The organism is Hymenobacter lucidus, from assembly GCF_020447265.1.
Taxonomy (GTDB): Bacteria; Bacteroidota; Bacteroidia; order Cytophagales; family Hymenobacteraceae; genus Hymenobacter; species Hymenobacter lucidus.
The window spans coordinates 39997-52904 of the sequence record NZ_JAJADR010000003.1 but is presented as its reverse complement, the minus strand read 5'-3'; the positions used below and the strand labels follow the sequence as shown (position 1 = coordinate 52904).

The window sequence follows — 12908 nt, the reverse complement described above, 5'->3', positions numbered from 1 at the left end:
GGTTATCCCCCCAGCCGTGCCCAACCCGCCCTCCCTGGACAATTCCGTCATGGGCCGATACCGGTGGACCATCTGCTCCCTGGTGTTTTTCGCCACTACGGTCAACTACCTCGACCGGGCCGTTATTTCGCTGCTCAAGCCCTACCTGGAGGTGGAATTCAAGTGGAATTCGGGCGACTACGCCAACATCGAAATTGCCTTCAAACTGGCCTACTCGCTCGGCATGCTGGGCGTGGGCCGCGTCATCGACAAGCTCGGCACCAAGATGGGCTACGCGCTGTCGACGTTTCTGTGGAGCCTAGCCGCCATTGGCCACGCCTTCGTGAGCAGCACGCTGGGCTTTAGCGTGGCCCGGGCCTTTCTGGGCGTCACGGAAGCCGGCAACTTCCCGGCTGCCATCAAAACCACGGCCGAGTGGTTTCCGCAGAAGGAGCGGGCTTTGGCCACTGGTATTTTCAACTCAGGCTCCAACGTCGGCGCCATCATCGCGCCGCTGTCGGTGCCGCTGATTGCCGAATCTATCGGCTGGCAGTGGGCTTTCATCATTACTGGCGCCCTGGGTTTCGTGTGGCTGATTCTGTGGTTCTGGCTTTACGAAGTACCGGCCCGTCACGCTAAGCTCACCAAAGCCGAGTTCGACTACATCCACTCCGACGTGGACGATTTGGCCGCCGTAGCCGTGGAAACGCAGCCGAAAGTGTCGTGGTTTAAGCTGCTGACGTATCGCCAAACCTGGGCCTTCGTGCTGGGCAAGTTCCTGACCGACCCCATCTGGTGGTTCTACCTGTTCTGGTTGCCCGATTTCCTCAACAAGCAGTACGGTCTGAAAGGCACTGCCGTATCATTGCCGGTAGCGGTAGTGTACATTCTGTCGAGCATCGGCAGCATCGGCGGCGGCTGGATTCCGATGAACTTCATCAAGAACGGCTGGCCCGCTTTCAAAGCCCGCAAAACCTCGATGCTGCTCATTGCCCTCTGCGTGTTCCCGATTGTGTTTGCCCAGAAGCTGGGGCAGGTCGATATGTGGCTGGCCGTATTGGTTATCGGTATTGCGGCGGCGGCGCACCAGGCCTGGAGTGCCAACATCTTCACTACCGTGTCGGATATGTTCCCCAAACGGGCCGTGGCTTCGGTGACGGGTATCGGCGGTATGGCCGGTGGTCTGGGCGGCATTGCCCTCACGGCCCTGGTGCAGAAGCGCATGTTTGTGCACTACGAAAGCATCGGACAGCTCGACAAGGCCTACTTCATCATGTTCTGGATTTGCGGCGCAGCTTACCTGCTGGCTTGGGTGCTGATGCACTTCCTGGCGCCGCGCATGAAGAAAATCGACATCGACGCGTAATCTGCCACCCGTAGAATTCCCCACCGACTCATGAAACGAATCCTCACGTTTGCCCTGCTGCTCGTGCTCGGCGCGGCGGCTTTTGCCCAAACTACCACCAACAAGAAAGATATGGCCGCTGCCAAAGAAGTGGAAGCCCTGGAGCGGCAGCGCTTCGAGGCCCAGGTGAAAAAGGACTACGCCCTGCTGGAGAAATTCTTCGCCGACGACCTGGTGTACACGCACTCCAACGGCAAGCAGAACGGCAAGCAGGACTACATCCAGAGCATCCGGGACGGCAAGAGCGTGTACGATAAAATCGACGTGGAAGCCCTGAACGTGCGGGCCTACAACGATGGCAAAGCGGCCGTGGTCAATGGCACCATCACTATTTACCAGCCCAACAAGCCCGATGGCACGCCCAACGTTGCCCACCTCAAGTATGTGGTGGTGCAGGTGAAAGACGCCAAAAAAGGCTGGCAGGTAGTGCTCTGGCAGTCCCAGAAGCAGCCCGAGGCTAAAAGCTAAGCACGGTCTTGTTTCGGTTTCTCCGCTTGGTTAAGCAGGGAAACCGGAACGACTAATTCACCGGAAACCTAGGTATTGCACCGCTCAAGCGGCGGCTTAGAATCCATTCTGCGCAATCGTTTCCGCAATTCGTGGCGTACCTTGCTGGCGCTATTTGCCGCCCTGCCCTTGGTTGCCAATGTCCAAAACTCTGGTTTTACCTACGCTTATTGATTCCTCGGGCGGGGAAGCACGCTAACATGTTGCCTGAACTCTACCAATTCCACCCATGACCTCACCCCAAGAAAATACGCTCGCCAGTCCCGTCGGCACTACCCTGGACCGCTACATTATGCGCAAGCAGGCGGAATTTCCCTTCGCTACCGGCGAGCTGAGCCAGCTGCTGCGCGACATGGCCCTGGCCGCCAAAATCGTGAACCGGGAAATCAACCGGGCCGGCCTGATGGACATTACCGGCAACTACGGTGCCCAGAACGTGCAGGGTGAGCAGCAGCAGAAGCTCGATGTGGTAGCCAACATTCGCTTCATTCGGGCCCTGAAAAACGGGGGCGAGGCCTGCGCCATTCTCTCTGAGGAAGACGACGAAATCATTCACACCGGCAATGACCAGGGCCGCTACGTGGTAGCCATGGACCCACTCGACGGCTCCTCAAATATTGATGTCAACGTCAGCATCGGTACCATTTTTAGCATCTACCGGCGCGTGTCGCCCATCGGCACCAAGGCTACCAAGGAAGACTTTCTGCAGGGCGGCCGCAAGCAGGTGGGCGCGGGCTACATCCTCTACGGCTCCAGCACGATGCTCGTGTATAGTACCGGGCACGGTGTGGCCTGCTTTACGTATGAGCATTCCCTGGGCGAGTTTTTCCTTTCCCACGACGGCGTAAAAATCCCTGAGCAGGGCACCACGTTTTCCTGCAACGAAGGCAACTGGTACGACTACCCCGAGTGGGTGCGCAGCTACCTCACCCAGTGCAAGGAGCGGCGCTACAGTGGCCGCTACATCGGCTCATTGGTAGCCGATTACCACCGGAATCTGTTTAAAGGCGGTATCTACCTCTATCCGCCCACGGCCAAGAACACCAACGGCAAGCTGCGCCTGCTCTACGAAGGCTACCCGCTGGCCTTCCTCATCGAGCAGGCGGGCGGCAAGGCCCTGGCCGGCACCGAGGCCGTGCTCGACATTGCCCCCGTCGACTATCACCAGCGCGCCCCGCTCTTCATCGGCTCCTCCGACATGGTGGATGACCTGGTGGCCTGCATGGTCGCCGAGGCCGTTCCGGCGGCTGGGGTTGGTCAAGCCGGCTAAAACATTTTTATTCGCGAATAGTCTTCTGCAGTAGCGTACCCCGCTGGTCCCACCCGCCTGGTCCAATCCAACACCTTTACGTCTTTTTCATGCCCAAAATCATTTCGCCCGCGGTGGAATTCGGCTCCTTGCTGAATCAGGTCAAGCAGATTACGCCCGAAATCTTCACCCAGGACGGCAAGTTCCAGAACCTGATGGAAGGCCGCTGGCAGCAGCCGGGCACGCCCCGCGAGTTCACCTCGTCCATTGACGGTACGCAGCTGGGTTGGATGCCGATGCTGAACCGCGAAACCGCGCTGAAAGCCGTGCAATTCGCCAAAGGCGAAGCCGCCGCCTGGGCCGCCACCGACCTAGACGCCCGCCGCGAGAAAGTGCAGGAATGTCTCAACCAGCTGCGGCCCCACGTAGAACTGGTAGGCAAGCTGCTGATGTGGGAAATCGGCAAAACCTACAAGCTGGGCTTCACCGACATTGACCGCGCCATTGAGGGCGTGCAATGGTACGTGGATAACATCGAAGGTATGCTGGGCACACGCAAGCCGCTGGGCCTGGTGTCTAATATTGCTTCCTGGAACTACCCGCATTCGGTGCTGCTGCACGCGGTGCTGGTGCAGGTGCTGTGCGGCAACTCGGTTATTGCTAAAACGCCCACCGACGGCGGCTTTATTTCCCTAAGCTTTGCCTTCGCCATTGCCCGCCGCTGCGGCCTGCCAGTCACGCTCGTGAGCGGCGGCGGTGGTGAACTGAGCGAGGTGCTGGTGAAAAACGACGCCGTGGATTGCCTCAGCTTCGTGGGTGGCCGCTACAACGGCCGCAACATTGCCGACGCCCTCAGTTCGGAGCACAAGCGTTACATGCTCGAAATGGAAGGCGTGAATACCTACGGCATCTGGGACTACTCGGACTGGAACAGCATGGCCGACCAGCTCAAGAAGGGCTACGACTACGGCAAGCAGCGCTGCACGGCCTACGTGCGTTTCGTGGTGCAGCGCAGCCTGTTTCCGCAGTTCCTGGAAACCTACTGGGAAGCCGTGAAAAGCCTGAAAGTGGGCAACCCCACGCTCGTCGACAGCCCCGGCGACAAACTGCCGGAGCTGGCCTTTGGCCCCGTTATCAACAAAGCCCAGGCCGAAGACCTTGACCGGCTCTACGCCGATGCGCTGAAAACCGGCGCCACGCCCGTGTTTCAGGGCAAGCTCGACGAAAGCCTGTTTCTGCCCGGCCAGGATATGAGTGCCTACCGCGCCCCCCGGGCTCTGGTAAACCTGCCCCGCCAGAGCGAGCTGTACTTCAAGGAGCCCTTCGGCCCTATCGACAGCATCGTACTCGTGGATAGGGTAGAGGAGCTGGTGGGCGAAATGAACATCAGTAACGGTGCCCTGGTAGGTGCCCTGGCCTCCGACGACGAAAAGTGGGCCCAGCGTACGTCCAAAGAAATCCGCGCCTTTAAAATGGGCGTGAATAAGCTCCGCTCGCGCGGCGACCGGGAAGAAGTTTTCGGCGGCCTCGGCGAATCCTGGAAAGGCGCTTTCGTGGGCGGTAAGCTGCTGGTAGAAGCAGTAACCCAAGGCGACGCCAACCAGCCCGTGCTTGGCAACTACGTGGACGCCACGCTGCTGCCCGAAAAAGTGTAGGCTGCCGGTTTAACCCGTAAAGCGTAAAAAGGCCCGCCGCATTCGAGGAATGCGGCGGGCCTTTTTGTTGATAGTCTTCGGAAAAAGCCTGACTACAAAGCCTGCTTCACCTCAAACGTGTAGCGCGTGCTGCCGGCATGGCCGTTGGCCGTCATGCCCTGCACTACCACCAGGTATTTGCCGGGCTGGTCGGCGGTGTAGAAGTCCAGCTCTGTACTGCGGCCGGCCGAGGTCGTTACGTCGGGGTTCCAGTAGAGCAGGTTGCGGAAATCGGGCTGGCGGCTTTGCTTGGCCGGGTCCGTCTCGTAGCGGGGCGAGTAGAACTCGCGCTGCAGCTGCAGGCCTTCGTATTCCTGCAGCAGCGCGTGCGGGTCAAGCTTGTAGCTGCCCAGGTCGCCTTTGTAGGTGGTGTAGCTCACCAACCCGCGGTACACTTCCCGGCCGTGGAAATAGTTACTGGTAATGACTTCCAGCTTCTGAATCTTGAGCGGGTCGAGGGCTACTACTTTGTCGATGTCGAAAATAGGTACGCCATCCAGCAGCACCATCGGGTTGTCGACCATCACAGTCTTATTCAGGTGGTCCATTACCTGGAAGTGGAACCCGTCTTTGCGAATCCGGACCAGTACGCCCGGCACGTATTCGCGCATCACTTCTTCCATTACTTTGAAGCGGGTAAACGCGTCGAGCAGGTACGTTTCGTCGGGCTTGCCGTAAAAGGCCACGCTGTCGTTGGCGGGTAGCTTGTAACGCGAGTTAAGCTTTTTGTAATACGCGGTTTGCAGCTGCGACTGGACGTGGCGCTGCGCTATTTCGGGCCGGAAAAACTCCGAGAACTTAAACGGCACCACCTGCCCGGCGGCATACTGCGCCGAAAACGGGGAGTAGATTTCGGCCCGGTAGGAGCTGTCGAGCTGGGTATTGTTCTGCACAATAATTTCCTTAGGCCCATAAAAATCCCGCATTTCAAACTGAATGGTGCCATCCGGCTTGCTAATGCAGTTATACAGGCGGGCCTGCCGGCTGGGGCTCGACAGGTATACGGGCACGTTGGGGGCGGGCTGGCCGGTAGCTGATTTGGTCAGTTTGCCCTGAATCCAGTGGCCGCTCGTTTCCGGGTAGAATTTGATTTCCGGCGTTTTAGCCGCCAGCACATCCGTCCAGCGGAAGCGGCTCCAGCCCTGGGTCAGCATCAGGTTGTCGGCGGCCTGCTCAGCCTCGGGCGCTGTGCTGAAATAGTAATCGGGGTTTTCGATTCGGCCCTTCACGTCGGAGGCTAACCACAGGTAGCTGTTGATGTTGCTGCTGGGAAGATTGGCCAGTGAATCGAGCCGGTACACCGCCAGGGAAAGCGCGGCGGGCGTAGCCTGGGCGGCCGGGTTGGTGGTAGCCACCTGCAGGCTTACTTTCTCCCGGGTCGTGTAGGTTGCTTTGTCGGTCTTGACGCTGACGTTCAGCTTTTGCCCCGGGTTGCGGAAATAGAGTCGCTCACACAGCGGCTGCTTCTGCGCGCTGAAAACTGTGAAATGGGAAATGCCTTCCGCCAACTCATTTTTTCGGACGGAAAATACGGCCTGATTATTCTTGAACCGGCCAATAGCGGAGACGGACGGTATATGCCGAGCGTGGCCCAGCAGTAAAATATCATCCGCATCGTCGGCGCTATTCGTTCTAACCGATACGGTGAGCGTCTCGGCGTTATCGTTGCTCAGGTGCATCACGTAGCCTTTCTCGGCCACGCCCGGCAGCTTCCGCGTCACGGTTTGGCCACCCGGCAGCGTAATTACGGCGCTGTAGGAAGTGCCGGCTTCAGTGGGCGTAAATGAGAAGGAGCCTAACCCGAATTTCAGGGTTTTAAACTGCGCCACATTGGTGCCCCGCTGATCCACGATAATACCGGCCGCATCAATGCCTTTACCCAGCTGATCCGCAATTTTAAAGGCTACGGTGCTGGGCAGTCCTTTCACTAGGTTGCCGCCTTCGGGAAAGAACTGCGCATCGTATTCGGCCTTTTCCTGGGCGGGCTTTATTGTGACAGAGCCAAAGGTATTGACAATGGTAATGGCGCTGTGGAAGTAAAATTCCGGGGCCGAATTCTTCATCCAGTTAGTATAAGCCCGGATGGTATAAGTGCCCGAAGCCAGTCCTTTCGGTAACACGAAAGACCCCTGACCAGTGGCTTTATCCAGTGCTATTTTGCCTTGTAGTACCGGCTTTTGGGCCTTATCGACCAGCTCCACGTAGGCTATTTTACTTACCGCCATTGGCTTGTGGAATACGCCATCGACGGCGTATACTTTAAACCACATGATTTCCCCGACGACATAAAACGGCCGGTCGACGTGCAGAAATAACTTTTCCGGCAGCCTATGCTGGCTGTAGCGACTCAGCTGGCGGCTGATGGTGCGCAACGAGTCCGTTTGGCCGTAGGCCGAGCCTGCAGCAAAGGTGCAAAGCAGCCCGCCCGCAAAAACTCGGAGGGCTGCTTGGGTAACGGAGAAAGGAGCGGCAGGCTTCATGGAATGGCAATAAGGAGAAGAAGTATTTACCGGCAGCCTCACTCAACTAATAGGGGCATTTCCCGAGAGTGAGTTTGCTATTGGCGCCTCTTGCTAGAATTTGAAATTGTAGGTAACCGTGGGAATAGGCTGGCCAAAAATCGATAATTGATAGCCGTTAATTTTGCCTTGCTCCGCTTTAAAATAAACCGAGTACGGGTTTTTACGGCCCGTTAGGTTGTACACGGCCACCGTCCAGGAGCCGTGGGCCAGCTTCTTGATTTTGTGGTTGCCTTCAATATTGAGGGCCAAATCGAGCCGGTAATAATCTGGTACGCGGTAGGCATTGCGCTCCGAATAATACACCCGCATGGAGTTGCCGACGTAGTATTTTACCAGCGGCAGCGTAATGGGGCGGCCCGTATTGTAAGTGAAGTTCAGCGACGTACTGAAGCGCCGGCTAAACCGGTAGTTGCCAATCATAGTGACGTCGTGGGGCTTGTCGAAATTGCTGGGATAATACTTGCCGCCGTTAACCATGTCGCCGGTAGTAGCTGCATTCACCCGCACCAGTGAGCGGGAGTAGGTGTAGCTTACCCAGCCATTGAGCTTGCCAGTCAGCTTTTTCACCATCACCTCCACGCCATAGGCTTTTCCCTCGGCATTTACCACATCGGTTTCGATATGATGATTCAGAATCAGCGTCGCGCCGCTTTTGTAGTCCACAAAATCGTGCATCGACTTGTAGTAGGTTTCTACCGATGTCTCAATCGTATTGGACTTGAAATTCCGGTAGTAGCCCACCGAATACTGGTCGCCAATCTGGGGCCGGATATTCCCGTCGCTCAGCTTCCAGATATCCGTTGGCGACATGGAAGCCGTGTTGGACAGCATGTGAATATACTGACGCATGCGGTTGTAGCTGGCCTTTACTGATGAATTATCCGACAGCGAGTATTTGGCCGACAGCCGGTATTCGGGGCCGTGGTACGTAGCAATGCTCTTGCCGGCTTGGTAGGAAATGGTGTCGGTTATTGTGTTTTCAGACTTGGAAATATTGGGCAGGTATTGGTAGGTGTCGCGCGGCCCCAGGGCATTAAATAAAGAGTAGCGCAAGCCGAGTGAAACCGCGAAGCGCGGCGTCACGTCAATCTTATCGGATATATAAATAGCGTTTTCCAGCGCCTTTTCATTCTGCAGAATGTCCGGCTCAATCAGGGACTCGCCGCCGATGGGCTTGAGGCTGCCGGCCGCTACAGAGTAGTAAATATTGTTGACGCCGAAGTCGATGGTGTGCTTGTTATTAAGGAAATAGCTGAAGTCGGCCTGCACGTTATACTGCTTGAGGCCGAAAGACAGCACGGAAGCATTTACCGGGTTTTTTTCGTTGGAAACCGTGTACCGATAGTCGCTGAAAGCACCCGTCAGTACCCCGTAAAGCTTATTGTTGAAGCTATGCTGCCATTTTACGCTGGCGTTCTGGTTCAGGTATTTATAGAGCGTATCGGTGGCCAGCTTAAACTGGTCGCGGCTGATATAGCCGGTGGCGTAAATGGTGTTTTTGTCGTTGATTTCGTGGCTGATGTGGGCATTCAGGTCGTAGAAAGAAGCCGAGCTTTCCTTATATGTTTTGTTGGGTATCTGGTGCAAAATCCAGTCGGAATAGCTAGTGCGGCCCGCAATAATAAAGGCGCTTTTATCTTTCACCAGCGGCCCTTCCAGCGTGAGTCGGCTGGTCATCAAGCCAATGCCGCCCGAGCCAGCAAACTTCTTCTTGTTACCGTCGCGGGTGGCAATATCCAGCACCGACGAAAGGCGGCCGCCGTATTTGGCGGGCACGGCGCTTTTATACAGCTCCACCGTCTTGAGAATGTCCGGATTAAAGGCCGAAAAGAAACCGAATAAGTGGGCCGGATTATAAATAGTGGCGTCGTTAAATAGGATCAGGTTTTGGTCGGTGGCGCCGCCGCGCACGTTCATGCCAGTGCTGCCTTCCCCCACCGATTTCACGCCCGGCAGCGTCAGCACCACCCGCAGAATGTCGGTTTCGCCGAAGGCCGTGGGCACCTGCCGCATGGTTTTAATATCAAGCTTCTCGAGGCCCATCTGCATGCCCGCCACGTTCTTGTCTTTCTCCGCCTCGATAATCACTTCCTTCAGCGGCGTGATGTCCTCTTCCACATCGATTTCCAGCTTGCCATTGGCGTGCAGCAGTACTTGGCGGCGGGTGTTTTTGATGCCGATACCCCGAACTTTTAGCTCGTAGCGGCCCGCCGGCAGCGTGAGGGCGTAGTAGCCAAACTGGTCGGTAGCCGTGCCGATGGTAGCTGGGGTTTCGACGAACACCGCCGCCCCGATAACGGGCTCGCCCGAGTTAATGTCGCGGATATGGCCGGCCAGCGTCACCTTGCCGGTAGCAGGCGTGGCCGGCCGCTTGCCTATTTCGTACAGCTTCAGCTCCGAGGTGCTGGAATTGCTGCGGGCTTTGGCATCCTCGTCCACCACTGTCTCATCCTCTACGGCTACGGCATCGGTGGCTTCGAGCATGAAGAAGTTGTCGGGCAGGTTGGGCTGCAAAGCCGTACCCGTCGTGATATAGACCCGGCGCTCATTGTCGAAGGCAAAGCGGAACGGCGTTTTCTGCAGCGCACTCAGCAGCACCGCGTCCAGCGGCTTTTCCGTCACCTGCAGATTTACCTTCAGCGTATCGAGGGCTTCGGGCTGGTAGTAGAAGCGGTAGGGCGTTTTGGCCTCCAGCTGCTTGACGAATTCCGGGAAGCGGATATTGGTAAAGTCGCCGCTAATGAGCGGTGGCGTAAGCTGCTGCGCAACGGCTGCGCTGCCCATGCTGCTGGCTAATAAGAAAAGGAGTAATCGGTAAAAAAGCCGCATACTAATGATTGTGCTACAGGTGAGGGAATGGGCAGACCAACGGATAAAAATAAACCGCGCGTTATAGCGTGTTGTAGTACTGCGCCAGCTTGATAAAGGAAGCTTCCTGCTGCTCCTTCGTGAATTTCAGCTTCTGGGTGCTGATATATTTTCGCAACTCCTTCTTCTTGTCTTCCAGCACCGCCACAAATGCTCCTTTGCCGCTGATGGGGTAAACTACCCCGCCTTTCTCGACATAGAATTTGTCGGCCTCGTCGAAGGATAACTCTACACCGGTGGTGGTAATCGTCTCATTGGCTTTTTTTATCCGCCGGGCCAGCACCCGCGTCTTGCCCTCCAACCGAACGTCGTAAAAACCGGTGGGTACCGCAGCCTTAGCCGTATTATCGCCTACCAAACGCACAAAAGTGTGCTGATTGACAGTAAAAGACATTAGCTTCTCGTTGACCAGCTTCAGCTGGAGCGGACTCTTTGGAAACTTCAGCACTACCTGGTCCAGCTTGATATCGTACAGCAGCGGAATATTGTGGTAGAGCGCGCCGTCGTAATAAATATCACCGGGCTGCAGCTCAGTAGTCTGAAAGAACTGGTGCCCCTCGACGTGGGTGTACATTCTTTCGTAGTGGACGTATTCCGCCCCATTGTATAGGTGGGAGCTGTTGTCCGGGTCCTCCAGCTGTAGGCTTGCCATTTTGGCGGAAGCTAGAGCTAGGAAGCTGGAATCAGGCTTTATTGCCTGGGCCCGGGAGCCGTGGGCCTGTAGTAGGCCCAGCAGCATGAGGCCATAAAGCAATCCTGATGTTTTCATAGGAGCAGTAAGGTGTGGAGTAGAGCAACGGTAAGCGTAATATAATGCCCTGTAAGGTAAAGCATGGGTAAGTAGTATTTCTAGTTGTGTGTTAAATGTTATATTGTTTGTATGAAATATTATATATAGGTGCTGCATCAAACAGAACCTTCTAACATTGAGCAAGAAATAAGGGAAATGGTTGCTTGTAGCCCTCTTAGGGGCTGGTACCACGGCACCTCTACGGCAGAGCTAGCCGGGACCCAGACACATTAAAGAAAGCACCCAGTCAAGCCTCAAAGACCGGTAGCAACACTGGCTGCTGGGGCCGTTGCCTGTGCGTAATGGCCAATAAAAAAGGCCCCTTGCTTGCGCAAGGGGCCTTTTGAAAAAATAAACCAAGTAGCTTGGTTAAGTAGTCCGTAGGGGAATCGAACCCCTGTTGGTAGAATGAAAATCTACTGTCCTAACCCCTAGACGAACGGACCATGTCAAAACGAGTCGGTTAGTAGTCCGTAGGGGAATCGAACCCCTGTTGGTAGAATGAAAATCTACTGTCCTAACCCCTAGACGAACGGACCATATAATGTCCCGAACCCGTTTTGATGCTGCAAAGATAGATAAGACAACCGGTGGCACAAGACCTGATTCAAAAAAAACGGGTTTCGAGTCGTAAAATGGCTGATTTTCAGGCGAAAAAAATGACACTGTCGCCAATAAGCCGCGCCATTATAGAAATACGCCTTGTTTGGGTCCGGCCAAAGAGCCTGCTAGACCTCAAAATTGGCGGTGTTTTTAGGGGATGGATATTGATTTGGCGAAGTTAACCGTACCCGGTACCTTCGCTCCGCGTTTTCACTCGGTTCCGTAGGGGCCGTTAAACCTCATCTCCCTTTATTATGGCTAAAATAAAAGTCGCCATTAACGGCTTCGGCCGCATTGGCCGCCTGACGTTCAAGTCGCTGCTCGGCCGCGACAACGTGGAAGTAGTCGCCATCAACGACCTGACTGATAACAAGACGCTGGCGCACCTGCTGAAGTACGACTCCGTACACGGCCGCTTCGACGGCACGGTAACCTACGACGAGGAGAGCCTGACGGTAAACGGCGTGCGCATTGCCGCTCTCGCCGAGCGCGACCCCAAGCTGCTGCCCTGGGGCAAGATGGGCGTCGACGTAGTGCTCGAATCGACGGGCCGCTTCGTGGATGAGGCTGGCGCTGGTCAGCACATCACCGCTGGCGCTAAAAAAGTGGTGATTTCGGCTCCCGCTACCGGCAATATTCCAACGGTGGTACTGGGCGTAAACGAAGATATCCTGACCGGCGACGAAACCATCATTTCGAACGCCAGCTGCACCACCAACTGCCTAGCCCCAATGGCCAAGGTGCTCGACGAGGTGTTTGGCATTGAGAAAGGCTACATCACGACCGTACACGCTTACACCTCCGACCAGAACCTGCAGGACGCACCCCACAAGGACCTGCGCCGCGCCCGGGCTGCGGCCTATAGCATTATCCCCACCAGCACTGGTGCTGCCAAGGCCGTGGGCCTGGTACTGCCTACGCTGAAAGGCAAGCTCGATGGCTTGGCCATGCGCGTGCCCGTGCCGGATGGCTCGATGACCGACCTGACCGTGATTCTGAAGAAGGAAGCTACGAAAGAGCAGATCAACGAAGCGCTGAAGTCGGCCTCGGAAGGTGCCATGAAAGGCATCATCGAGTACACCACCGACCCCATCGTGAGCATCGACATCGTGGGCAACAAGCACAGCTGCATCTTTGACTCGGAGCTGACTTCGGCTAGCGGCACGCTCGCTAAAGTAATTGGCTGGTACGACAACGAAACCGGCTATAGCACCCGCACCGCCGACCTGATCCAGAAATTGGGTGAGGCCATGAGCAAGTAAGGAGCATCTGCTACCTTGAGTATTCCAAA

The 12908-nt window shown here is 56.1% G+C and carries 8 protein-coding genes and 2 tRNA genes; 5 read left to right on the top strand and 5 right to left on the bottom strand.

Annotation, left to right across the window (positions count from 1 at the left end; all coding sequences use genetic code 11):
* The first annotated feature begins 16 nt into the window (after positions 1–16).
* The 4 genes from LGH74_RS11790 to LGH74_RS11775 all read left to right on the top strand — a co-directional run bounded on the left by LGH74_RS11790 (position 17) and on the right by LGH74_RS11775 (position 4795).
* Positions 17–1345, top strand: a complete 1329-nt coding sequence (locus LGH74_RS11790; protein WP_348532994.1) for an MFS transporter — start codon at positions 17–19, stop codon at positions 1343–1345.
* Between the two features lie 30 nt (positions 1346–1375).
* A complete protein-coding gene (locus LGH74_RS11785; RefSeq protein ID WP_226175906.1) occupies positions 1376–1852 on the top strand; it encodes a nuclear transport factor 2 family protein in 477 nt (158 codons plus the stop codon).
* Positions 1853–2120: 268 nt separating this feature from the next.
* Positions 2121–3161: a class 1 fructose-bisphosphatase gene (gene fbp / locus LGH74_RS11780; protein ID WP_226175905.1), complete on the top strand. Its 1041-nt coding sequence runs from the start codon at positions 2121–2123 to the stop codon at positions 3159–3161.
* Between the two features lie 89 nt (positions 3162–3250).
* Positions 3251–4795 carry an aldehyde dehydrogenase family protein gene (locus LGH74_RS11775; protein ID WP_226175904.1) on the top strand — a complete coding sequence of 515 codons (1545 nt, stop codon included), beginning with the start codon at positions 3251–3253 and terminating at the stop codon, positions 4793–4795.
* 92 nt (positions 4796–4887) lie between these two features.
* Here the strand turns inward: LGH74_RS11775 and LGH74_RS11770 are convergent, their stop codons facing one another.
* From LGH74_RS11770 to LGH74_RS11750, 5 genes are all read right to left on the bottom strand, one after another.
* Positions 4888–7314: a hypothetical protein gene (locus LGH74_RS11770; RefSeq protein WP_226175902.1), complete on the bottom strand. Its 2427-nt coding sequence runs from the start codon at positions 7312–7314 to the stop codon at positions 4888–4890.
* A 93-nt stretch (positions 7315–7407) separates the two neighbouring features.
* Positions 7408–10185, bottom strand: a complete 2778-nt coding sequence (locus tag LGH74_RS11765) for a TonB-dependent receptor (protein ID WP_431357448.1) — start codon at positions 10183–10185, stop codon at positions 7408–7410.
* A gap of 61 nt (positions 10186–10246) precedes the next feature.
* The gene (locus LGH74_RS11760) at positions 10247–10993 is read right to left on the bottom strand and encodes a hypothetical protein (RefSeq protein ID WP_226175898.1); all 747 of its coding nucleotides are present in this window, start codon (positions 10991–10993) and stop codon (positions 10247–10249) included.
* 395 nt (positions 10994–11388) lie between these two features.
* A tRNA-Glu gene (locus LGH74_RS11755) sits at positions 11389–11460 on the bottom strand.
* Between the two features lie 21 nt (positions 11461–11481).
* Positions 11482–11553: transfer RNA gene (locus LGH74_RS11750), tRNA-Glu, on the bottom strand.
* Positions 11554–11871: 318 nt separating this feature from the next.
* Between LGH74_RS11750 and gap the strand changes: the two genes are divergently transcribed.
* Positions 11872–12879, top strand: a complete 1008-nt coding sequence (gene gap / locus LGH74_RS11745; protein WP_226175896.1) for a type I glyceraldehyde-3-phosphate dehydrogenase — start codon at positions 11872–11874, stop codon at positions 12877–12879.
* Positions 12880–12908 lie beyond the last annotated feature (29 nt).